The following is a 23,272-nucleotide window of genomic DNA, read 5'->3' as shown; positions in this document are numbered from 1 at the left end:
GGCATGTTCCTCTGCCAGGATCAGCCTGGAGTACCTGGAGTAGCGGCATGACCCTTCTAGGGTCAGCCAGGAGCCCCTTTCCCTCCGCGGAAAGGTGCGGCTCGAAAAAACCCCGGAGGCCAGTCCTCCGGGGTTTTTCATGTCGGAAATCTGCGGTTCCGGCCGACGGGTTCAGCAGAACCGCGCCCAGCCCGGCGGCCTGCTACTTAAGCTCGAATGTCACTGTTACCTGCACGGCGTAGGCATTCTCGCCGGCCTGCACGGGAACCGCGGCGCCTGCCGCATCGAAGGCCTTTGCATTGATCGGCATCGGCGCCGGCGCAACGTTCTGGTCGGTGATTTCCAGCACCCGGCCTATGCTGACGCCGGCGGCTTCGGCCAGCGTCTTGGCCTTGGCCATGGCATCGGCGACCGCCTTCTTGCGGGCTTCGGTGACGGCAGCTTTCGGATCCTCGTTGGAGAACGAAATGCCTCCGCCCTGATTGACGCCGAGCGACACAGCCTTGTCGAGAATCTCACCTGTTTTGTCGATGTCGCGGATGCGCACCGAGAGTGTGTTGGTCACCTGGTAGGCGACAAGCTCGGCTTCCTGGCTGCCGTCCGGTTTGTTGGTGTAGTTGTAACGCGGGTTGATCTGGATGCCGGCGGTCTGCAGGTCGCGGTCCTTGATCCCTGCCGACTTCATTGCCGCGATCACGGCGGCCATGGCGTCGTTGTTGGCGTCGAGTGCCGCGCGTGCGGTCTTGGCCTCGCGCATGACGCTGAGCGTCAGCAGCGCCAGGTCAGGCGCCACGGTCGACTGGCCTTCACCCGACACGATGATGCGGGGCGGGGGCAGCGAATCGGCAGCGCTTGCCATCGCCGGAAAAGCGATCGCGGCGGCAAGTGCGAGCGGCAAAATATGTCTGGTCATGAAAATCTCCTCGGTGTGCGATCCAGTCGCGCCTGTCGACTAGGGCGCGAATATGGGCTGATTTGGGCGATCTCGGCCAGCTCGTCCGGAAAGCCTTGTGCCGCGCAAGGAAAAACACTAATCCAGCGCGCGTGGGGCCTGTAGCTCAATGGTTAGAGCCGGCGGCTCATAACCGCTTGGTTGGGGGTTCGAGTCCCTCCGGGCCCACCAGTTTATTATATATCAATACCTTACGCCTAATTATTTGAGTTTGAGTTGAGCGTTATCGGGTAAATCTATGGCTTCTGGGCAAAATGGTTTTGGGGCCCGTTCGTCAATTTTCTCCGTCTCGTTGATGGCACTGTCACACCTAGCTCAAGCCCCCTGGGTTCGAAATACCCTGCAAGGATGCCTGCGGCAATCGGCGGCAACGACGTGCAATTAGGCGGGTTCTGAACTCGGCCGCAGTCTCAAAATGCGCTTGCCAGTTCGGTTGATCTGTGCGGATCTGGCAGCCAATTCCGACAGAATTCTCTTACCCAGCCCGGACAGGTAAAGGCTGAGGAAATCATGAGAATGGTAATCGGTAATGTCCCCAACCGCATCGTTTTCCATCGGTCGTGCTTTGAAATAGATCTCAATCGCGACCGCGACGGCGCCGTGTACTTGACGCCGGTGCAGCTCAAGGCGTGGTGAGAGCCGCCACCAATCGAAGTCCTCGAGGTCTCCTTTCGGGTGCATGACGCGTTTTTACACACGTGGGCTCGACCCCTACTTGGGTGAAGTGTCGGAAACGCAGCGTACTCCTTTTAACGGGCAAGAATTGCAGCGGAATCGACGCGGGCAACCGAGCGTTCAGATTATGTCAGCCCTGCGCGCCAATTGTTCGCTTGTCATCACGGATTGCAGGTGGTGCCGAATATCCGGCAGCAGCCCGGTGACGCTCCGATTGTGCCGTTGGATGCAAGTGAAAAAAACTACCGGGCAATCAAAGCAGACATTTCTGGACTGTTTGCCGACCGGGGCGGAGTTTGGTGTAACGCTTGAACTTCAGCCAGGACCGAAATGGCCTTACCGTCCGATCCAGATCACGACGCCCGCGAAACACTTCGACTGATCGGTCCCGATCCGCAAAATTGGGTGCCGGATCGGGAGGGCATCGACCACAATGTCTTTGTCGTTGGCGGCGGGCAGACGGGCGCGACCTTCGCCTTCGCGTTGAGGCGGGCCGGCATCGGCAAGGTCACGGTCATCGATGCGGCGCCGGATGAGGGCAAGGCCGGCATCTGGCTCACGCATGCGCGGATGAACCGGCTGCGAACACCAAAGGGCCTGCCGGGACCGGAACTCGGCCTGCCGGGCCTGAGCTTTCAATCCTGGTACGAAGCGCGCCATGGTGCCGAAGCCTATGCAGGCTTCGACCGCATCGCGCGGACGGATTGGGCGAATTACCTGAAATGGTATCGCGACTTTCTCGGCATTGGCATTCGCTACGGCACGCGTCTCCTTCGCATCGAGCCGGCTGACGGGTATCTTCGCCTCCACCTCGATGCCGGCGGCACGCCATTGATCGAAACGGCGCGGAAGATCATTCTGGCCAATGGCTTTGGCGGCAGCGGCGGTCCAATGATACCGGCGGTGCTCGCTGCTCTGCCCCAGGGCTTTGTCGCACACAGTTCTGCAGCAATCGATTTTGCCTCGCTCAAGGGCAAAGCGGTCGCTGTCGTCGGGTCGGCGGCTTCGGCATTCGATGCGGCGGGGACAGCCCTTGAGGCCGGCGCGCAATCGGTGCGCCTGTTCGCGCGGCGCACCAGTATCGCCAGCGTGCCGATCAACCGCGTGCGGGGTTATCCCGGCGCCTTGCCCGATCCGGTGCGCTGGCGCCAGGCACTGCGCTTCCGCGAGGCCGGTTCGACGCCACCGCCCCATGCCGTGGAGCGGGTGGTGCGGCACAAGAATTTCCACCTGCATCTCGGTGCCCCCTGGACGAATGCGGATATCGACGGCGGCAAGGTCGTCACCGACATCGGCGCCGAGACGTTCGCTTTCGACTTCGTCATCGCCGGCACCGGCTATTTCGCCGACCCGACGCGCAAGCCGGAATTTAGCGATTTCGCCGCCTCGATCCGGCTGTGGCGTGACCAATACGCGCCGGCGGAAGGCGAACTGGATGAATTTTTCGGCGCCCATCCCTATCTCGGCCTCGGCCATGAATTCCTCGAGAAAGCGCTGGGGGAGGCGCCGTTCCTGAGGAACATCCACGTCTTCAATCCAGGCGGCTTCGTCAGTTTCGGCCTGCCGATAGGCGATGTTCCGTCGATCAGGCGCGACGTGCCGGCTGTCGTCGCCCGCATCAGCCGCGATCTCTTCCTTGCCGATCTCGACAGCCATGAGAGCCGCATCACCGGCAGCCATCCGGCCGAGTTCGGGGAGGAGGCCTACGCCTCTGCCGTCTGGCGGCCGGCACAGACCATTGCGGCGGAATAGACGCATTCCATGGACAAACGCATGACCTTCAGCCCTGACCTTTCCGACCCGTTCGTCGCCACGGCGGTCGAGCTGCGCACCATCTTCGATCGCGATGCGGTGGCGCGCGACAAGGCCGGTGGACGACCGGTCGAGCAGATCCGCCTGCTCAAGGAAAGTGGACTGCCGTCGGCGCAGATTCCCAAAAACTATGGCGGCAAGGGCGCGCCCTGGCTGTCGGTGCTGCGCGTCGTGCGCGAATTTGCCCGCACCGATGGTTCGCTAGCCCATCTCTACGGCTACCATCATCTGCCGCTCAACGGCGTGTTGTTTCGCGGTACGGACGCGCAGAGGGACCAACTGCTGACACGCTCGGCCCGCGAGAACTGGGTCTGGGGCAATTCCGGCAACGCCATGTCGAAGACCTCTACGGCCAGGCGCAACGGCTCGGGCTGGATCCTGAACGGCTTCCGGCCGTTCTCTTCCGGCTCGCACATCGCCGACTATATCCAGGTGGCATGGGAAGACGGCCAGGACCGCCTGGCAGCTGCGATCCCGGCCGATCGTGAAGGTATCGTCATCGAGGATGACTGGGATGGCGTCGGCCAGCGGCAGACGGGTTCCGGTAAAGTCACGTTCAAGGATGTGCATATCGGTGATGACGAACTGATCGGCTCGCCCGCCGTGCCGCTGACGCCGTTCCAGACGCTGATTTCACTCTTCCAGCAGGCGGTCCTGCTCAACCTCTTCGTCGGCAGCGCGCAAGGAGCGCTGAGCGAAGGCCGCGACTATACGGTCTCGCAATCGCGACCCTGGGTCTATTCCGGCTATGAGAACCACACCGACGATCCGTTCGTTCAGCGCAAATATGGCGATCTCTATATCCGCACGCTGGCTGCCGCCGAACTCGCCGATGTGGCGGCGCGCAGCCTCGATGCCGCCTATGGCAAGGGCGAGGCCTTGACCCTGGAGCAGCGCGGACAGACGGCGATCGACCTTGCCACCGCCAATGTCTATGCCGGGCAAATCGGTCTCGACGCATCGAGCGAGGTTTTCGAGGTGATGGGCGCCCGCTCGGCCACCAAGGCCAATGGCTACGACAGGTTCTGGCGCAATGTGCGCACGCACACGCTGCACAACCCGGCCGAATACAAGAAGCGCACCATCGGCACCTGGTTGCTGACCGGGGAATTCCCGGTCGGCGGGTTGTATCGCTGAGGAGGCGCGGAAAATGGCCAGGCGCAAGGACAAGCTCAAGCTTGGAGCGTTTCTTCTCTTCACCGGCCACCATGTGGCGGCATGGCGCCATCCACAGGCGGCCGAGGGGACCAGCCTCGGCGACTATGTCGAACTGGCCAGGCTCGCGGAAGCGGCCAAATTCGATGCGATCTTCTTTGCCGATGGCGTCGCGGCGCGGCTGAGCAATCTCGAGGCTGCCAGCCGCAAGGCGCATAGCGGCGTCTATCCGTTCGAGCCCATTACGCTGCTGTCGGCGCTGTCGGCGGTGACCACCAACATCGGCCTGATCGCCACGGCTTCGACCAGCTATTCCGATTCCTACAATCTGGCCCGCCAGTTCGCGTCGCTCGACCATCTGAGCGGCGGGCGCGCCGGCTGGAACCTCGTCACCTCGTCCGATCCGGATGCGGCATTCAATTTCGGCCACGATACGCATATCCAGCACGGCGACCGCTACGATCGCGCCGAGGAATTCGCCGATGTCGTGCTTGGGCTGTGGGACAGCTGGGAGGATGATGCCTTCCCGCGCGACAAAGTGAGCGGGCGCTATTTCGACAAGGAGAAGCTGCATGTGCTGAACCACAAGGGCCAGCACTTCGAGGTGCGCGGTCCGCTGAACACGCCGCGCACGCCGCAAGGCCATCCGGTCGTCGTCCAGGCGGGCGCGTCCGGCCCCGGCAAGGAGCTGGCGGCGCGCACCGCGGAAGCGATTTTCGCCGCGCAGATCACGCTCGATGAAGCCACCGCCTTCTATGCCGACGTCAAGGGCAGGCTCGGTAAGTACGGCCGTTCAGAGGATGATCTGAAAATCCTGCCAGGCATCTTTCCGGTCGTCGGCCGCAGCGAAGCCGAGGCGCAGGAAAAGTTCGAACAGCTGCAGGATCTCATCCAGCCGGAAGTGGGCCTCGGTCTGGTCTCGGCGCTGGCCGGCGGCTTCGATCTGACCGCCTATCCGCTCGACGGGCCGGTGCCGGAACTGCCGGAGACCAATGCCGGCAAGAGCCGGCAGGCGCTGGTCATCGATCTGGCGCGGCGCGAGAAGCTGACGATCCGGCAGCTCTATTTGCGCATCGCCGGCGCTCGCGGCCACTGGCAGGTGGTCGGCACGCCACAACAGATCGCCGACACGATGGAAGAGCGCTTTGAGAATTACGGCGCCGACGGCTTCAACATCATGGCACCGATCATGCCCGGCGGCTTGAAGGATTTCATCGAGTTGGTGGTGCCGGAACTGCGCCACCGTGGCCTGTTCCGTCGGGAGTATGAGGGCAGCACCTTGCGCGACAATCTCGGCCTGAAGCGGCCGGCAAACCGTTTTTCGCGGCATGCCGCGGCGGCGGCGGAATAGGAATGAGCCGATGGCGCGCGACACGCTCTTTCTCATCCAGCCGGGTTTCGCCGACCCAAAGCATCCGGGCCAGACCTTCGTCTGCCCCTATTCCAACAAGGTCGAAGGGCTGCTCGCAGCCTTTCCCGATCTTGCTGCCAGGCTGGACGTCGAGCGCGTGCCGTTCGCAAGGCCGAGGGGTAAGGTGATCGATGCGCTCGGCGAACGCCACCAGTCGCTGCCGGTGCTGGTCGTCGGCAGTGATCCGCCAGCCGACCTACCGACCGCCAAGGGCAAGGTCTTTGCCGACGACACAAGGCGCATTCTTGCGCTGCTTGCCGAGCGCCACGGCTTCCCGCATCTGCATGAGTGACCTGATGAGCTTCGATCCCGATACCTCCAATCCATGGATCGCCAAGGCGGTCGAGCTGCGCGACATCTTTGCCCGCGACGCGGTCGAGCGCGACCAGCTTGGCGGCAGGCCCGTCGAACAGATCCGCCTGCTCAAGGAGAGCGGCCTGCTCAGTATCGTCATTCCCAAGGAATTCGGCGGCGCCGGCGAACCCTATTCGACGGCGCTGAAGATCGGCCGCGAGTTCGCCAAGGTCGACGGCTCGATCGGCCACATCTACGGCTACCATTTCAGCGCGCTGATCGCCGCAAGGCTCAATTCGGACGAACCGCGCTCAGCCGATCTGCTGCGGCGTTCGGCTGCGGGCGACTGGTTCTGGGGCAACACCGGCAACAGCTTTTCCAAGACGCTGTTCGGCCGCAAGGATGGCGAGTGGACGATCGTCAGCGGCTTCAAGCCCTTCGCCTCCGGCTCGCATGTCGCCGACTATCTTTCGACCTCCTGGGAAGACGAGGTCAGCGGCGAGCGGAAGTTCGCGGCCATCCCGGCGGATCGTGAGGGCATCACCATTCTCGACGACTGGGACGGCATCGGCCAGACGCAAACCGGCAGTGGCAAGGTCGCCTACAAGGATGTTAGGATCCATGACAACGAACTGGTGCGCGGCTGGGTCGACGCGTCGCTGCCGATCCGCACCATCGGCCCGCTGCAGCAGCAAAGCGTGCTGCTCAATGTCTTCATCGGCACCGCCCAGGGCGCACTGCTAGCGGCACGCGACTACACGCTCAACAGCTCGCGACCGTGGATGTATTCCGGCGTCGAGCGCCACATCGACGATCCATGGATCAAGCGGCAATATGGCGAGCTCTGGGTCAAGACGCGGGCGGCAACGGTGCTGGCTGATCGCGCTGCGGCGGCGATCGATCATGCGATCGCGCGCGGCAAGGCGTTGACCGAGCAAGAGCGCGGGGAAGCGGCGGTTGCAGTTGCCGCGGCCAACGTGCTGGCCGGCAATGTCGCGCTCGAAGTCACCACCGAGATCTTCGAGGTGATGGGCGCGCGCTCGGCGGTGCGCAAATACGGCTTCGACCGTTTCTGGCGCAATGCGCGCATCCACACCTTGCACAACCCCGCCGAATACAAGGCCCGCACCGTCGGCACCTGGTATCTGACTGGCGCCTATCCCGAGCCCGGCGTCTTTCGATGAGCGGCCGACAGCTCCACCTCAATGTCAACATCCTGCACGCCGGCTTCTCGCCGGCGGCATGGCGGATGGACGGGGTCGACCCCTATGCCGCCTTCACCGTCGACCACTATGTGCAGGTGGCGAAGATCGCCGAGCGCGCCAAGCTCGACGCTATATTCCTTGCCGATCAGGCGGCAATTTCGGATCGCATCGACTATCGGCCGATTACATCGCTGGAACCGACCATCGTGCTGGCGACGATAGCCGCCGCGACCGAGCGCATCGGCCTGATTGCGACGGCATCGACCAGCTTCAACGAGCCCTACAACATCGCCCGTCGTTTCGCGACGCTCGACCATGTCAGCGGCGGGCGCATCGGCTGGAACATCGTGACCACGGCCGATCCCGCCTCGGCCCGCAATTTCGGCCTGACCGGCGCGATAGATCATGGCCGGCGCTACGAGCGGGCCGCCGAATTCACCGAAATAGTCAAGGCGCTGTGGGACAGCTGGGAGGACGATGCCTTCATCGGCGACGTCGCCAGTGGGCGCTTCGTCGATGCCGCCAAGGTTCACGCCATCGAGCACGAGGGCGCGCATTTTTCGGTGCATGGGCCGCACAATGTGCCGCGCTCGCCGCAAGGGCATCCGGTGGTCATCCAGGCCGGCGGTTCCGATGACGGCAAGGAGCTCGCCGCGCGCCACGCCGAAGCGGTGTTTTCCGCGTCGCAATCGTTCGAGGAGGCGCTCGCCTACGCAAAGGAGCTGAAGGCCCGGGCTGTCGCCTATGGCAGAAGCGGCGGCGTGCCGCTCAACCTCGCCGGTCTGGCCACCATCATCGGCAGCACCGAGGCGGAAGCGGAGCGGCGGCAGGAAGAACTGTGGGACCGCATCCCGCTCGACTACAGCCTGACGCGGCTGTCGGGCGTGCTCGGCATCGACCGCGAGCGGCTGAGGCTCGACGAGAAGCTGCCTGACGTCATCCCGCTGCCGCCCAACGGCGGCCACACCTTCTTCAAGGCCACGCTGGCACTTGCCCGCAACAACGATTTCACCGTTCGCCAACTGATCCGGGCTCAACGGCAGTACCGGCCACCGCACCGTTGTCGGCACGCCGGAGCAGATCGCCGACGATATCGAAAGATGGTTTGTCGCCGGCGCCGCCGATGGCTTCAACCTGATGCCTGACGTGCTGCCGACCGGGCTGGAAGTCTTTGTCGATACGGTCGTGCCGATCCTGCGCCGGCGCGGCCTGTTTCGCAGCGACTATGAAGGGCGCACGCTGCGCGACCATCTCGGCCTTATCAGGCCTGAAAGCCGTTTCGCGCCGCAGCCGCACAAGGCGTCAGGGTTGCTCGGGCCACCCATTGAACGATCATCAAACGATAACGGCGCGGAAGGTACCGCCATTGACCTCCACGCCCGACAAAAATACAGGCCCGACAATGAGCGCTGATCCCGAATTTCTCTGGTACATCCCGAACCAGGTCGATCCCGGTCACCGCGGCGAGCCGGCCGTCGAGGACCACAACAGCCTTGAGACGCTGACCAGCCACGCAAAGGCGCTTGAGGAACACGGCTGGAAGGGCGCGCTGATCGGTACCGGCTGGGGCCGGCCCGACACGTTTACCGTCGCCGCCGCGCTCGCCGCGCGGACCACCTCCTTCGAGCCGCTCATCGCGATCCGCCCGGGTTACTGGCGGCCAGCGCACTTCGCATCCGCGGTCTCCACGCTCGACCAGCTGACCCGCGGTCGCGTGCGTATCAACATAGTGTCGGGCAAGGACAACCTCGCTGCCTATGGCGACAGCGAAGGCGAGCAGAACCATCGCTATGCCCGCACCAGAGAGTTCATGCGGCTGGTTCGCAGACTTTGGACCGAAGAGAACGTCACCTTTGCCGGCGAGCACTTCAAGGTCACCGGGTCTACCGTCATGCCCCGCATCCCTGTCCGTGGAAACCGTCGCCATCCCAGGCTCTATTTCGGCGGCGCGTCGGAGGCAGCCGAGCGCGTCTCGGCCAGCGAGGCCGATGTCCAGCTGTTCTGGGGCGAGCCGCTCGACGGCGTCCGGGAGCGGATCGAGCGGCTCAAGGCCTTGAGCCGGGAACTTGACCGGGACCTCCCACCTCTACAATTCGGGTTGCGGGTCACCACGCTGGTCCGCGACACCACCGGGCAGGCCTGGGCGGACGCCGAGGCGAAGGTCGCCGAAATGGCAAAGGGCCAGGGCGCCGGCTGGAATGATCATGGTCGGGCGGCAGCGGTAGGCCAGCAGCGTCTGCTCGATCTGCACACGCGCGGCGAGGTGCTGGACGACAATCTCTACACTGCGCCGGGCAAATATGGCGGCGGCGGCGCCGGCACCACCTGGCTGGTCGGCTCGGCCGCCGACGTGGCCAGTTCGCTCGGCAAGTACCGGGATCTGGGCATCACGCATTTCGTGCTCTCGGACACGCCGTATCTTTCCGAGATCAAGCGGCAAGGCGACCAGTTGCTCCCGCTATTGCGCAATAGGGTCCAAGCCGCGTTTGTTGAATGACGTGGGGTTGTCAGAACACCGAACGAGCCAGATCGCCAAATAGGGACGACAATGCCACAGCCAGCCGCTTTCAGCATCCGCCCTTCCGACGCCGACCTGCGCGGTGAAGCAGCACTAAGGCGGCGTTACCGGGCGCCGCAAGAGGCGAACACTGCAAACTGGAACGAAGCCCTCGAGGCGATCCTTTCACATCGCTCGGTCCGCAACTATCTCGCCAGGCCTCTGCCCGAAGGGACGCTCGAACTGATCATCGCTGCCGCCCAGTCGGCGCCGACCTCGTCCAATCTGCAGGCGTGGAGCGTCATCGCCGTCGAGGATCCGGCGCGCAAGGCGCGGCTTGCCGGACTGGCGGCGGTCAATCGCCATATCGAGCAGGCGCCGTTGCTGCTGGTTTGGCTGGCCGACCTGTCACGGCTGCGCGCCATTGCCGAGGCAAACAGCCGGGCGGGCGAGGGGCTCGATTATCATGAGAGTTTTCTGCTGGCCGTGATCGACGCAGCACTTGCCGCGCAGAATGCCGTGGTGGCAATCGATGCGCTCGGGCTCGGCTCCTGCTACATCGGCGCCATGCGCAATCATCCTGAGGCCGTGGCGCAAGAGCTCGGCCTGCCGCCGGAAACCGTGGCGGTGTTCGGCCTGACCGTTGGCTGTCCCGATCTCCTGGCTGCGACCGACATCAAGCCCAGACTGCCGCAGCGTGTTGTGCTGCATCGCGAGCGCTATCAGTCAGGCTTCGATCAGGACGATCTCGCAGCGTACAACCTGACGCTTCGCACCTTTCAGCAAGAGCAGTCGATGCCCGTTGTCGACTGGACCGAACTGATGTCGAACCGCATCGGCAGCACTGCGGCGCTGAAAGGCCGTGATCGCCTGGGTGATGCGCTCAAGGCGCTGGGCTTCAAGCTTAAATAGCCAAGGCTATTCGGCGGCAACGATGGCGATGCGCGCCGGCAGTGCTGCCGGCGGTGTGAAGTCGAGTGCGCCAACCCTTCGCGCCTCAGCCTTCAGCCAGCCATGGAAGCGCTCGACGGTCGCGAGCTTCGCCTTGTGTGGCGTCGTCGCGAAGTAATAGGAAAACTCGACCGGCTGCGGCGAGCCGAAAGGGCTGACCAGCCGCCCTGCCGCAAGGTCAGGCTCGGCCAGTCGGAATTTGCCGAGACCGATGCCCTTGCCGGCAACCGCGGCGTCGAGTACCAGCGAGGACTGGCTAAGCCGTATGCCGCCGTCGACAAGGCGGCCGGACAGGCCGTTGGATCGCAGCCAGCCCTTCCAGTCGGGGCAACTTGGATCGCGCTCCGGCCCGTCCTCATGCAGGATCGGCGCGTTACGCAGCCCTTCCGGTCCACGGAAGAGGCCGTGCGTGCGGGCAAATTCGGGGCTGCAGACAGGCAGCACCGCTTCCGAGAACAGCCGTTCCGTGATGAGGCCGCTATAGGCGCCCGAGCCGTAGCGGATGACACAGTCGATATCTTCGCTGGCAAAGTCGGCAAGCCTTGTCGATGCATCGACCAGTACTTCGAGTCCGGGCACCGCCTCACGCAGCGCGTCGAGGCGCGGGATCAGCCATTTGCTGGCGAAGGAGGGCGCGACCGACACCTTGATCGGCGCATCCTCCTCGTCGCCGGAAATACGCGCGACCGATTCGACAACGACGTCGAAAGCCTCGGTGAGCCCGGGCATCAGCGCCTGACCGACCGAGGTCAGCAAAAGCTCGCCCCGGTTGCGCTGGAACAGCGGTTGCCCCAGGTGATCCTCCAGCTGGCGGATCTGCTGGCCGATGGCGGCGGGCGTGACATGGAGTTCTTCCGCCGCTCGCGTAAAGCTCAGATGGCGGGCGGTTGCGACAAAGGCGCGAAGCGAGGTCAGCGGCGGAAGTCTCGCCAGCGTCGGTCGTAGCTTCCTCGGTTTGGCGCGAATGACATCAACCATGAGGCGCATTCAACACGTTCGGACCCGGCGCGACGAGGGCGGGCTTTGCGCCAAAGCGCGCGGCGGAAAATTTCGTTTGCCGCAGCGTCGCGCCAGCGGGAACGGAAATCTAAAAAATCGCAATGTCTACTATTCTTGTAGAAATAAGACGGGCAGCACCGATTTGGGTGTCGGTCGGCTTCGCAGGCCTGGAATGAACCAGTCGTGCAAAGCGGCGCTTTCGGCCGACGATAGAAAATCATTCTTCCGGTTTTGCGCGACGGCAGGGATCATTGCGTCGAGGCGCCGGAGTGCGTTCGGCCGCCGGATGCAATCCGTTTTCCGGAGCCCAAGACCATGTCTGTCAATCGTCGTCATTTCAACCAGCTCTTGCTGCTTGGGGGTGCGAGTTTCGCATTGCCCGGCCTTTCCTTTGCAGCCGAAGGCACGCCCGTTCAGGGCGGCACGCTCAACTGGGCCTACTATCCCGATCCGACGTCGCTGATCGCCATCAACACCTCGTCGGGCACCGGCCAGGCGATCGGCCCCAAGGTGAATGAAGGCCTGCTTGATTTCGCCTACGACCTCACCCCGAAACCGCTGCTGGCCACGGAGTGGTCGATCAGCGATGACGGCCTGCGCTACACCTTCAAGCTGCGCCAGGGTGTCAAGTGGCATGACAGCAAGGACTTCACCTCGGAAGATGTTGCCTTCACCATCTTCCGGCTGAAGGAGGCGCATCCGCGCGGCCGCATCACCTACCAGAACGTGACAGCGGTCGAGACGCCCGATCCGCACACCGCCATTGTCGTGCTTTCGAAGCCGGCGCCCTATCTGATCACGGCGCTGAGCAGTTCGGAATCACCGATCGTGCCGAAGCATGTCTACGAAACGTTCAAGCCGGCAGAACAGCCCAAGCTGGAACAGACGATCGGCACCGGCCCCTTCGTTCTCAAGGAATGGGTGCCCGGCAGCCATCTGATCTTCGATCGCAATCCGAACTATTGGGATGCGCCAAGGCCTTACCTCGACCGCGTCGTGCTGCATGTCATTCTCGACCCGGCGGCACGCTCGGCGGCTCTTGAAACCGGCGAGATCGATATCGGCGCCAATCCCGTGCCGCTGGCCGATATCGAGCGGCTGAAGGCCAACCCCGCTTTGGTCGTCGACACCAACACCTATGCCTATTCCGGCCCGCAGCAGCAATTGTTCTTCAACTACGAGAACGAAATCCTGACCAAGCGCGACGTGCGTCTGGCCATCGCCCACGCGATCGACCTGCAGAAGCTGGTCGACATTGCGCTCTATGGCTATGCGCAGGTATCGCCAAGTCCCATCAGCACGGGACTGCCCAAATGGTATGACCCCAGCATCAAGGCGCGCGAACCCGACCCCAAACTGGCGGAGAAACTGCTCGACGATGCCGGCCATCCGCGCGGCGCCGACGGCACGCGCTTTAAGCTCCGGCTCGCCTACAACGCGTTCCTGCCGGCGTCCTATGCCGATTTCATCAGGCAGTCGCTGGCAGTGGTCGGCATCGACGCCGAGATCCTGAAGCTCGATCTGTCGACGTTCCTGAAGACCGTCTACACCGACCGCGCCTGGGACCTGGTGGTTGAGTCGCTGTCGAACACCTTTGATCCGACGCTCGGCGTCCAGCGCGCCTACTGGTCGAAGAATTTCAAGATCGGCCTCGTCTTCTCCAACGCCAGCCACTATGCGAACCCCGAGGTCGACCAGATCCTCGAAGCCGCCGCAATCGAGCCCGACGAAACGAAACGGCGCGAGCTCTGGTACAAGTTCCAGCACATCATCCATGACGACGTGGTGTCGGTCGACCTCGTTGCGGCCGGTGCCCAGATTGTTGCCAACAAGAAGGTCAGGGATTTCGCACCCGGAGCGCAAGGCATCAACAACAGCTTCGCGCAGATCTGGCTCGCGCCAAACGCATAGGCGCTCGGATTGCCTTGCCTTGGATCGGTGCGTGAAACCACCGATCCCGACTTTTCCCCATAAAGACAAATCGCGCAAACGCGGAGTACCGACCATGACCATCAACCGACGCTTGTTCAATCAGTTCCTGCTGCTGGCCGGCGCGAGTACCGCCCTACCTGCCGGGGCCTTTGCCGAAGACGCCAAGCCGGTGGCGGGCGGCACGCTCAATTTCGTCTACTATCCCGAGCCCAACCAGATCGTTTCCATCAACACCAGCGCCGGTGGACCGGCCACCATCGGGCCGAAGATTTTCGACGGCCTGCTCGCCTACGACTACGACCTCAATCCAAGGCCGCAACTGGCCACCGAATGGTCGATCAGCGATGACGGGCTCGAATATGTCTTCAAGCTGCGGCCGGGGGTGAAATTCAGCGACGGCCATGATTTGACATCGCAAGACGTGGCCTTTTCGATCTCGCGGCTGCGTGAAGCGCATCCGCGTGGACGCATCACCTTCCAGAATGTCACCGACGTCGACACGTCGGATCCGCATGTGGTGAAAATCAAACTGTCTAAACCGTCCGCCGCGCTGATCTCGGGGCTGGCCGCGACGGAATCGCCCGTCGTGCCCAAGCACATCTACGAGAAGCTGAAGCCGGCGGACGATCCGTCCTTCGAGCAGATCATCGGCAGTGGACCGTTCGTGCTCAAGGAATGGGTCAAGGGCAGCCACATCATCGTCGAGAAGAACCCGACCTATTGGGATGCGCCAAAACCCTATCTCGACCGGATCATCTTCCGCTTCATCACCGATTCCGGCGCGCGCGCCGCGGCACTCGAGACGGGTGAAGTCGACATCGGCCCGAACCCGGTGGCGTTTGCCGATCTGGAGCGGTTCAAGGCGTTGCCGCAGTTCGTCGTCGATAGCACCGTCTTTGCCTATAGCGGCCCGCTGCACCAGCTGATCATCAACCTGGAAAACCCGATCCTGAAGGAGAAGAAGGTCCGTCAGGCAATCGCGCATGCCATCGATCTCGATGCGATCAATGCCATCGTGTTCTACGGCTATGGCCAAGTGTCGCCGACACCGATCAGCGTCGTCAACAAGAAGTATTTCGATCCCGATGTGAAGGCGGCGACCGTCGATACGGCGCTGTCGGAAAAACTGCTCGACGAGGCTGGCTTCAAGCGCGGAGCGGACGGCATCCGCTTCAAGCTCAGGCTCACCAACAATCCCTACAATCCGTGGGGCTATGCCGACTTCCTCAAACAGGCACTGGCCAAGATCGGCATCGACGCCGAGATCCAGAAATTCGACTTCGGCACCTATGTCAAAACCATCTACACGGATCGCACCTGGGACCTGTCGACGGAATCCTGCGGCAACATCTTCGACCCGAGCGCCGGTGCGCAACGGCTCTACTGGTCGCAGAACATCAAGATCGGACTGCCATTCTCCAACGGCGCGCACTACAAGAACCCTGAGGTCGACCGGCTGCTGGAGGCCGCATCGGTGGAGCTTGACGAGGCCAAGCGCAAGCAGCTGTTCTTCAGGTTCCAGGAGATCATCGCCGACGAGTTGCCGATCATCAATCTGATCGCACCGCCGACCATCATCATTGCCCGCAAGACCGTCAAGAATTACGCGCCGGGTGCTGAAGGCCTGTCGGCCAGTTTCGCAGACGCATATATCGATCCGAACGCCTGAACCCGGCGGACATCAGCAAGAAAAGGGGCCGCGTCTCGACGCGGCCCTTTTCGTTTCTATTGTCTTGAGGTGCAGAACGGTCAGGCCAGAGCACGCAGCCTTGGGCTGGCGCCGACAAGAAGGCCGGCAAGGGCCATGGCTTGCGCCAGCTGTTCGCCGATGGAACTCGATTCCCAGGCGACGCCGCGCAGCGGATGGCCGATGGCAAACAGATTGCCGTGGGTCCTGCCGTTGCCGGAAATCACCTGGCCGTCATGCGTGGCGTCGATGCCGAAGCCGGTCGCATGCGGCCTGACGATGCCGTTCTCCAGCAGGCTCTGGACAAACGGATCGGCGATCCGCCGCCAGTCATGCTCCTGATGGCCCCGGCAGTTGACGACACCGTCGAAACGCAGCCGTTCGACCGCGCCGCTATCGCGCCAGCGGATCTCGGCGACAATGCCGCCGGCTCGCGGATGCAGTGCCAGCACCCGTCCGGCGCCGCCCGCCCAACGGCCTTGGCTTTGCGCCAGTGCGACGCGCTCAAAGCTCGGCGGCGCCGCTCGATGCGCGGTGACGTCCCAGAAAGCGCGCAGATGGCGTGCGAACTTCAGGCGCTCCTTGTCGGTGGCGCCTTGCCACAGAGCCAGGATCCACGGCCGGATCGTCAAAGGCAGCCCTTGCCAGTCCAGCCCGGCGGCCTCGATGGCCCGGCGTTCGGCCTTTACCAAGGCAAGAAGCGCCCTCGTGGTTTTCGGCAGCGGCCGCCCGGCAAGAAAATCGCGCCACGCTTCGGTATTGCGCCGAGGCTCGACGATCTGTCCGCGCCGCGACACGACGCGATAGCTGCCCTTGAAGCCGCGCGCCTCCATGCTGGCGACGACGTCGACCATGCTGAGACTCGAGCCGATCAGCAGCAATTGCCTTCTGCCAGCGAGCCGGTCCAGTGCTGCCGAATCCCAGGGATTTGCGACATAGCGGTGATCGTTGATGATTGGTGCTTCGGTGGCCGACGGCTCGCTCTGAAAAACACCTGTCGCCAGCACGGCCTCATCGGCCAGCAATTGCTGGCCGTCGCTGGTGCCGACGCAGACTCCGGACGGACCGGTCAGCATGTCGACGGCGGATGCCTTGATGTGGCGCAGCAAGGAACGCGGATCTGCTTCTCTGACGGCTCTGGTCAACTCCGACTGGACATAGCTGCCGAACAGCCAGCGCGGCGGGCTGGAGTCAGGCACATCCGCGGGCGGTGTCCAGCCATGCTTGGGCCCATTCGCCAGGAGCCAGCGGACGAGGTGATCTGGGTCGTCCGGGTGCAGCGAGAAGATGCGCGCCGCGCCGTTGACGAGGTGTTGTGGATCGACGGTGCTGTAGGCGACGCCGCGGCCGAGCTCTGCCCGTCGCTCGATGACGGTGATTGCCAGCGGTTCGGTCGAACGGTCGAGCAGCTTGATCGCGGCAACCGCGCCGGCAAAGCCGCCGCCAATGATGATGATTGAACGAGGGGTCGAACGCGGTGGGGAGGAAGGGGTATGAAACATCAAGGACCTTTGCGACACCGACGGTGCGTGGCTCTAGCCCATCGCTCCCGCGCCGGCCATCGTGCTTTCCCTTGACCCGATGTCAAAAAACAATAATTGCCAGCTGGCGAAAGGCATTCTTTCGCTCAGTGGGTTTGGCAGGCGCTAGATAGGAACGCCCTTTTGCGATCAACCTGAAAGCCGCTGATGACTGAAGATCGAAAGATAAGGCTTGGCGCTTTCGTCCGCGGACCGGGCCATCATGTAGCTGCCTGGCGCCATCCCGATGTGCCGGCCAATCCGGGCCTGAGTTTTCAGCACTACGCGGACGCCGCGCGCACCGCAGAGCGCGGCCTCTTCGACATGGTGTTTCTTGCCGACAGCCTCAGCGCGCGCAATGGCGAGCAGCCGATCGAGACTTTTGAACGCACCGGCCATGTCGTGCATTTCGAGCCGCTGACGTTGTTGTCGGCGCTCTCGACGGTGACGCAGAGGATCGGGCTCGTCGCGACCGCTTCGACCACCTATTGGGAGCCTTTTCATCTGGCGCGCCTGTTTGCCTCGGTCGACCATCTGAGCGGCGGCCGGACAGGCTGGAATGTCGTCACCTCGGCCGACGCGCCGGCGGCGTCGAATTTCAGCCGTGACCAGCATCCCGTCCATGCCGACCGCTACGACCGCGCGGAAGAGTTCGTTGCCGTGGCGCAGAAGCTCTGGGACAGCTGGGACGACGATGCCTTCGTCGCCGACAAGGCTTCGGGCGTCGCCATCGACCGGCATGGCATCCATGCCCCTGACCATGTTGGCCGGCATTTCCGCGTCAAGGGACCGCTCAACGTTGCCCGCCCGCCGCAGGGCCATCCCGTTATCGTCCAGGCCGGATCTTCGGATGCCGGCCAGCAGCTGGCAGCCAGGACGGCGGAGGTGGTTTTCACCGCCCATCCGGCCGTCGACTCGGCGCGGGGTTTCTACAGCGAGCTGAAGGGCCGGCTGGGCTCGTTTGGCCGCTACGCCAACAGCTTGAAGATCATGCCCGGTGTCTTTCCGGTCGTCGCGCCGACACGTGCTGAAGCCGAGGACAAGTTCGACGCCATCCAGCGCCTGGTCGATCCGGTGGTCGGCGTGGCGCTGGTTTCCGGACTGCTCGGCGGCGTGGATCTCTCCGGTTATCCGCTCGACGGACCATTGCCGGAACTCGGCAGTTCCGATGCGGTGAAAAGCCGGCTGAAAGTCGTTTCCGAATTGGCCGCGAGCCGGAACCTGACGATCCGGCAATTGTACCTCGCCATTGCCGGTGCACGTGGCCATTTCCAGATCGTCGGCACGCCAAAGGATGTCGCCGACATGATGGAAGAGTGGTTCACTGGCGGCGCGGCCGACGGCTTCAACGTCATGCCGCCGATCCTGCCGACGGGCCTCACCGATTTCGTCGATCTCGTCATCCCGGAGCTGCAGCGGCGCGGCCTGTTCCGCACCGCTTACGAAGGCAGCACGCTGCGCGAGAATCTCGGCCTTGCGCGTCCGGTCCGTGGCGTTGCCGAACATCAGCAGAGGAAGGCCTCGTGAGCGCGAGCACGATCGATTCGAAAATTTTTCGCCAATGGCTGGCCGATGGCGAGGAACTGGCGGTGCTGGATATCCGGGACAGAGCGGCAGTCGGATACGCGTCGCCGCTGTTTGCCACCAATCTGCCGGCGGATCACGTCGAAGCGGAGATCGACCGCTTCATCCCGCGCAAATCGGTGCGCACCGTGCTGGCCGATGACGGCAGCTGCGTTGCCGAGCAACTTGTCGAACGGTTGTCCGGGCATGGTCGCAGCCAGCTTTTCGCACTGGCCGGTGGAATTCCTGAATGGACGAAAGGCGGCGTGGACGGCTTGCCGACCTTCGACACGCCGGGCGTCGATTTTTCGCTGGCGATCCGCGACGAGAAGGGAACGCCGGTCATCACCGTAGACGAACTTGAAGCGCTCAAAGGCCAGGGCGCCGACGTGGTGATCCTCGATAGTCGAACGGTGGCGGAGTTCGACAAGGACCATGTGCCGGGCGCCATCAGCGTGCCGGGCGCCGAACTGGTGCTGCGCTTCGCCGACCTGGTGCCGTCGCCGGAGACGCAGGTGGTCGTCTCCTGCGCCGGCCTGCCGCGCGCCATCATCGGCGCGCAGACGCTGATCGACGCCGGCGTGCCCAACAAGGTCGCCTATCTGCACGACGGCACCAAGGCGTGGCGCGAGGCCGGCCTCGAGCTGGAAACCGGCAGGACCGCTGCCTATGGTCCGGCCAGCGAGGACGCCAAGCGTTTCGCCGGGGAGCACATCGCAAAGCTTGCCGAGGGCGACGGTTTTCCGCGCATCGATGCGGCGACGGCCGCAGCCTGGGCGAGGGACGACAAGCGGACAACCTACCTGCTTGACGTGCGTACGCCGGAAGAGTTCGCCGAAGCGCATATTCCGGGGTCGATCACGTCGGAGGGCGGGCAGTTGCTCGGGGTCGCCTATCGCACCATCGCCGTGCGCGGCGCTCGTGTCGTGCTCATCGACGACCTGCTCGGCGTCCGCGCGGCGACGACGGCGCACTGGCTGCAGCGGCGCGGCTTCGAGATCGCCATCCTGTTGCATGACTTCCAGTCGGCCAGCCTGGTGAAAGCCGCGTAACTGTCGGCAGATTTTGGGGGCTGCTATTCGGCGGCTTCCGATTGACGTCTACGGCCTGCGAGCACGTTCTTTTGCATCGCCGTCAGCGAAGACCGCACCGCATTGGCGCCGTGTTCCAGCATCCTCGCCTCATAGTCCGACAAGGCTTCGAGAAGCGGCTTGTCGCCGCGTTTGGCGGCCACCAGTTCCGGCACCAGCAGCCCGGCATCATAGATCGCGGTGTTGCCGCCGAGCGCACGGAAATAGGTCATGGCATGGATGGCGTCGCCGAGCAGCGTCACGCGTTTCGTCGGCCACGGATCGACAGGCTCCGAGCTGTGGACATGCAACAGCGCCACCGTCGACGGGTCGGTGTAGCGAATGAGGTTGAGGAGGTCCTTGTGCCAGTGGCCGATCTTCGAGATCAGCAAGTCGAGCAGTTCGGCGCCGGAGAGCCTTGCCAGCGCATCGTCCGTGGCGAGCTCATCCTTTTCATACGCGGTGTTCCACCAGACATAGCTGGTGGTGTTGTTGAAATGGAAACCGGCAACGTCCTTGTGGGTGTCGTCGTCCAGCCCGATCAGCCCATATCTACGATAGGCCTCGACATTGACGCGATGGCTGGTGACCATCAGCCCGTGACCTTCCGACGGCCGGATGCCGGCATTGTAGTCGAGCAGCAGCGGCGAGATCTGGTGAAGGGCTGCGGCATGCAGCGTCATCTTGCCGGCCAAGCGCCTGACGCCGGTGTCGAAGCTTCGCGCATGCGGCACCAACTGCTGGCGCACGCGCGAGCGGGCGCCGTCGGCTCCAACCAGCACATCGGCGTGAATTGCCGAGCCATCCTCGAAATGCGCCGTTACCGAGCCGTCCGGCTGCTCTTCGTAGCGTGAAAAGACCTTGCCGTAGCGCACGATGCCGTCGAGGCCAGACAGCAGCACCTGGCGCAGCGTGATGCGGCTCACCGATTTTTCGATGTGGGTATCGTCGATCTCGCCCTGCGCATTGCCGCCACCCGAGGCATCCTCGCCCAAGGTTTCGAAATTCTCGTCGAGCAGGATGTTGCGGTCCGGCGCCTGGCCGAGCGTGGCAACAAAGGCTTCGTAGAGTTCCGGCGGCAGATTGGCGATCAGCGAATCGATGCCGCGCTGGCGGATGCGCAGGCGGAAACCCTGGACATAGTCGGTGCGGGCGCGATCCTTCTCGAAGACGGCGGCGCCGATGCCGTTCTTCTTCAGGCCCTGCGCCAGTGTCAGGCCGCCAGGGCCTCCACCGACGATGGCGACTTCGACATGTTCGGATGCCATGACGCCGCTCACCCGACCGCCTTGAGCCTGGGTTTGACAGCAACAGCCGGCGGCTCGGCTACCTGAGGGGCAGCGTGGCGGCTGAGCGCCGCTTTGGCGGCGATCGTGCGGATCATGTGGTTCTGTGGTGCATGCGAGCGCGCGGTCAGCGTATCGCGATGGTGGCGCTCGAGCTGGAAGTCTCTGTTGAGGCCGGGATTGCCGGCAAGCTCCAGCGCCAGCGAGGTGACGGCAACGGCATTGTCGATGACGACATGCCTGACCGTCATGCCGTCGGTGCCGACCGGTCGGCCGGCATCGACATCTTCGGCGAGCGAACGCAGCAGCCGCGTGCTGGTCGCAAGCCGAACCTCGATGTCGCCCAGCCCCGCCTGGATGTGCGGCACCGTCGATAGCGGCGCGCCGAGGCTCGCCGGCGCGTGCGTGGTGACGAAGGAGGCCAGCCGGTCACGGGCCGCGCGGGCCGCACCATGGTAGACAGCGCCGATCAGCGAAAAGAAGAACGCTGTCGGCCCTTCTTCACGCCTCAGCGGTTCAGACGCCGGCTGTGCCTCGGTAATGTCTTCGGCAGGCACCACGACATTGTCGAGGATGACATCGTCGCTGGCGGTGGCCCGCATGCCGGCGGCATTCCATGTCTTTTCGACGCGCAATCCCGGCGCATTGGTCGGCACCAGGAACGAGGCGAGGCGCGGTTGCGGCTCGTCGGTCAGCGCCAGCAAGTTCACCCATTTCAGAATGGGAATGCCGGTGACGTAATTCTTGTGGCCGGATATCCGCCAGACATTGCCGTCGCGCCGGGCAATGGTTTCGGGCGGCTTGCCATGAGCGGGCGAGCCGATCCCCGGCTCGGCCTGCGCGGCGTTGATCAAAGCAGGGCCGAGGCGGCTGGCCTCGACAATCCGCTGCACCAGATGGCGCGGCCATTTGCCGGATTTCCGCAGCGCGTACTGGCTGTTGTAATGCATGGCCAGCACCAGCGCCGTCGACGGCTCGCCACGGCCGATCTCGGCGATCAATGCCTGGGCTTCCATCAGCCCGCCACCGAGGCCCCCATGCTCGCGCGCCGTCACCAGGCCAAGCAGCCCGGCCTGGTGAAGCCGGTCGAAATTGGCGAACGGAAAATCCCCGGTCGCGTCGTGATGCGCGGCGGTCAGCGCGAAGTCGTTGGCAAGGCCGGCTGCCGTGTCGAGGAGTTGTGGAAACTCGGGAATGGTCGAGGTCATGAAGCTGGCTTCCTCTCAGGCGGCGGCGCGAATGGTCACCAGATCGAGCGGCCGGCGATCGACCCATTTCTCGACGTCGAAATCGCTGGCGAGAAAACCCCAGTCGCACAGGAAATCCTTGTAGTGGGAAACCGCCGCGATGAGCTCGGGCTGCAGCCCGAGGCCGAGATGTTTGTGGACATCCGGACCGTTGGCCGCCAGCACCTGCTCTTCGGTGGCGCCGGATTCGCGGGCAACGAAGCGCCGCGTCTCGTCGGGATGCGCCTCGGCCCAGGCGCTGGCGCGCAGGATCGTCTCGATCAGCCGAGCGACCAGATCGGGGCGTTCTTCGGCCAGCAAATCGTCGACGGTCAGCACGCGCGGCGAACCGGAATTGATGCGGATATTGGGCTCCGGGTGGAAGCCGAATTCGGCGACCTGGATGGCGCCGATCAGATTGGCGACATTGATGCCGGCCGTGCCCTTGACATAGATGGCGTCGACCTCGCCACGGATCAGGGCTGCTGCCTCCTCGCCATAGGCCTGCTTGCGCTTGAGGCCGAACAACGATGGCCCTTCCTGGCTGTCGAGCACACTGTCGGTCAGCGCGATGTCGACGATCTCGACGTCGGCATGGCTGAGGCCCTCGAGCGACAGCGCCGATACCAGGCCCTTCAGCGCCGTCGCCCGCATGAAGTCGACGATGCCTTCGGGACGCCGGGCGATGCCGAAGCGGCGGCCTTTCAGGTCTCTGGTCGTTTTGATGCCGTAGCCGGGCAAGGCGATGATGGCCTGGAACTCGTCGGTCCAGGTGATGCCGACGAGACGCGTCTTGCGCCCTTCGGAACGGGCACGGATCGGCGGCACGTTGCCGCCGTGGCGGAACGACCAGTCGAGCGTGTGGTTGAAATGGCTTTGGCGGATATCGCGGTTGGGCGAGTCGATGATCGACTTCAATTCGATCCCTTCCTTGCGGAAGGTTTCGTCGAGAAGCCCGAGTTGTGCCGCAAGTCCGACAGGCGTCGGCACCGGGCAGCGTGTGTACCAGATTTCGGAGATCGCAGTCGTGGTCATGA

General features: G+C 63.7%; 18 protein-coding genes, 1 tRNA gene and 1 pseudogene. 13 read left to right on the top strand and 7 right to left on the bottom strand.

The features are described 5' to 3' along the window. Positions 1 to 202: 202 nt before the first annotated feature. Positions 203 to 913 carry an SIMPL domain-containing protein gene (locus tag NKI05_RS00380; protein WP_023672467.1) on the bottom strand — a complete coding sequence of 237 codons (711 nt, stop codon included), beginning with the start codon at positions 911 to 913 and terminating at the stop codon, positions 203 to 205. Between the two features lie 134 nt (positions 914 to 1,047). On the opposite strand from NKI05_RS00380, the gene NKI05_RS00375 reads away from it, so the two are divergent. Next, positions 1,048 to 1,123 (top strand) — tRNA-Ile (locus NKI05_RS00375). A 210-nt stretch (positions 1,124 to 1,333) separates the two neighbouring features. Here NKI05_RS00375 and NKI05_RS00370 read toward each other — a convergent pair. Then, positions 1,334 to 1,633, bottom strand: a complete 300-nt coding sequence (locus NKI05_RS00370) for a hypothetical protein (RefSeq protein WP_023670849.1) — start codon at positions 1,631 to 1,633, stop codon at positions 1,334 to 1,336. Positions 1,634 to 1,957: 324 nt separating this feature from the next. On the opposite strand from NKI05_RS00370, the gene NKI05_RS00365 reads away from it, so the two are divergent. The 8 genes and pseudogenes from NKI05_RS00365 to NKI05_RS00330 all read left to right on the top strand — a co-directional run bounded on the left by NKI05_RS00365 (position 1,958) and on the right by NKI05_RS00330 (position 10,913). After that, positions 1,958 to 3,379, top strand: a complete 1,422-nt coding sequence (locus tag NKI05_RS00365; protein ID WP_023815034.1) for an NAD(P)-binding domain-containing protein — start codon at positions 1,958 to 1,960, stop codon at positions 3,377 to 3,379. Between the two features lie 21 nt (positions 3,380 to 3,400). Next, positions 3,401 to 4,576, top strand: a complete 1,176-nt coding sequence (locus tag NKI05_RS00360; RefSeq protein ID WP_023815035.1) for an acyl-CoA dehydrogenase family protein — start codon at positions 3,401 to 3,403, stop codon at positions 4,574 to 4,576. Between the two features lie 13 nt (positions 4,577 to 4,589). Continuing rightward, positions 4,590 to 5,945, top strand: coding sequence for an LLM class flavin-dependent oxidoreductase (locus NKI05_RS00355; protein WP_352792130.1), 1,356 nt, complete (start codon positions 4,590 to 4,592; stop codon positions 5,943 to 5,945). A gap of 10 nt (positions 5,946 to 5,955) precedes the next feature. Next, a complete protein-coding gene (locus tag NKI05_RS00350; RefSeq protein ID WP_023670853.1) occupies positions 5,956 to 6,297 on the top strand; it encodes a DUF3088 domain-containing protein in 342 nt (113 codons plus the stop codon). Positions 6,298 to 6,301: 4 nt separating this feature from the next. Further along, complete coding sequence (locus NKI05_RS00345; protein ID WP_023701138.1) at positions 6,302 to 7,483, top strand: acyl-CoA dehydrogenase family protein; 1,182 nt, start codon at positions 6,302 to 6,304, stop codon at positions 7,481 to 7,483. After that, positions 7,480 to 8,788: pseudogene (locus NKI05_RS00340) on the top strand (LLM class flavin-dependent oxidoreductase); the annotation flags it as partial. The gene NKI05_RS00345 and the pseudogene NKI05_RS00340, both read left to right, overlap by 4 nt. Before the next feature lie 118 nt (positions 8,789 to 8,906). Continuing rightward, a complete protein-coding gene (locus tag NKI05_RS00335; protein ID WP_023670857.1) occupies positions 8,907 to 10,001 on the top strand; it encodes an LLM class flavin-dependent oxidoreductase in 1,095 nt (364 codons plus the stop codon). A gap of 51 nt (positions 10,002 to 10,052) precedes the next feature. Continuing rightward, the gene (locus tag NKI05_RS00330) at positions 10,053 to 10,913 is read left to right on the top strand and encodes an NADPH-dependent oxidoreductase (protein WP_023727406.1); all 861 of its coding nucleotides are present in this window, start codon (positions 10,053 to 10,055) and stop codon (positions 10,911 to 10,913) included. A gap of 6 nt (positions 10,914 to 10,919) precedes the next feature. On the opposite strand, the gene gcvA is transcribed toward NKI05_RS00330, so the two are convergent. Continuing rightward, positions 10,920 to 11,930 carry a transcriptional regulator GcvA gene (gene gcvA, locus NKI05_RS00325; protein ID WP_352792126.1) on the bottom strand — a complete coding sequence of 337 codons (1,011 nt, stop codon included), beginning with the start codon at positions 11,928 to 11,930 and terminating at the stop codon, positions 10,920 to 10,922. 336 nt (positions 11,931 to 12,266) lie between these two features. Here gcvA and NKI05_RS00320 point away from each other — a divergent pair, with 336 nt between their 5' ends. Next, complete coding sequence (locus NKI05_RS00320) at positions 12,267 to 13,862, top strand: ABC transporter substrate-binding protein (RefSeq protein WP_023815037.1); 1,596 nt, start codon at positions 12,267 to 12,269, stop codon at positions 13,860 to 13,862. Between the two features lie 94 nt (positions 13,863 to 13,956). Next, the gene (locus NKI05_RS00315) at positions 13,957 to 15,552 is read left to right on the top strand and encodes an ABC transporter substrate-binding protein (protein ID WP_023815038.1); all 1,596 of its coding nucleotides are present in this window, start codon (positions 13,957 to 13,959) and stop codon (positions 15,550 to 15,552) included. Positions 15,553 to 15,632: 80 nt separating this feature from the next. Here the strand turns inward: NKI05_RS00315 and NKI05_RS00310 are convergent, their stop codons facing one another. Further along, entirely contained in the window at positions 15,633 to 17,072 is a 1,440-nt protein-coding gene (locus tag NKI05_RS00310; RefSeq protein ID WP_050594068.1) for an FAD/NAD(P)-binding protein, read from the bottom strand. Positions 17,073 to 17,255: 183 nt separating this feature from the next. Here NKI05_RS00310 and NKI05_RS00305 point away from each other — a divergent pair, with 183 nt between their 5' ends. Next, positions 17,256 to 18,617 carry an LLM class flavin-dependent oxidoreductase gene (locus tag NKI05_RS00305; protein ID WP_502898750.1) on the top strand — a complete coding sequence of 454 codons (1,362 nt, stop codon included), beginning with the start codon at positions 17,256 to 17,258 and terminating at the stop codon, positions 18,615 to 18,617. After that, positions 18,614 to 19,705 carry a rhodanese-like domain-containing protein gene (locus tag NKI05_RS00300; protein ID WP_023815041.1) on the top strand — a complete coding sequence of 364 codons (1,092 nt, stop codon included), beginning with the start codon at positions 18,614 to 18,616 and terminating at the stop codon, positions 19,703 to 19,705. The genes NKI05_RS00305 and NKI05_RS00300 overlap by 4 nt, the downstream gene beginning before the upstream one ends. Positions 19,706 to 19,728: 23 nt before the next feature. Here the strand turns inward: NKI05_RS00300 and NKI05_RS00295 are convergent, their stop codons facing one another. Genes NKI05_RS00295 through NKI05_RS00285 form a run of 3 tightly spaced genes read right to left on the bottom strand, consistent with a single transcriptional unit; the run spans position 19,729 to position 23,270 of the window. Next, the gene (locus tag NKI05_RS00295; protein ID WP_023815042.1) at positions 19,729 to 20,991 is read right to left on the bottom strand and encodes an FAD-dependent oxidoreductase; all 1,263 of its coding nucleotides are present in this window, start codon (positions 20,989 to 20,991) and stop codon (positions 19,729 to 19,731) included. Between the two features lie 8 nt (positions 20,992 to 20,999). Continuing rightward, positions 21,000 to 22,217, bottom strand: coding sequence for an acyl-CoA dehydrogenase family protein (locus NKI05_RS00290; protein ID WP_023815043.1), 1,218 nt, complete (start codon positions 22,215 to 22,217; stop codon positions 21,000 to 21,002). Between the two features lie 15 nt (positions 22,218 to 22,232). Beyond that, a complete protein-coding gene (locus NKI05_RS00285; protein ID WP_023815044.1) occupies positions 22,233 to 23,270 on the bottom strand; it encodes an ABC transporter substrate-binding protein in 1,038 nt (345 codons plus the stop codon). Positions 23,271 to 23,272: the final 2 nt, after the last annotated feature.

The sequence above is a fragment of the Mesorhizobium sp. M0771 genome, from assembly GCF_040320155.1.
Lineage (GTDB): Bacteria > Pseudomonadota > Alphaproteobacteria > Rhizobiales > Rhizobiaceae > Mesorhizobium.
This window is presented reverse-complemented; position numbering and strand designations above follow the sequence as displayed.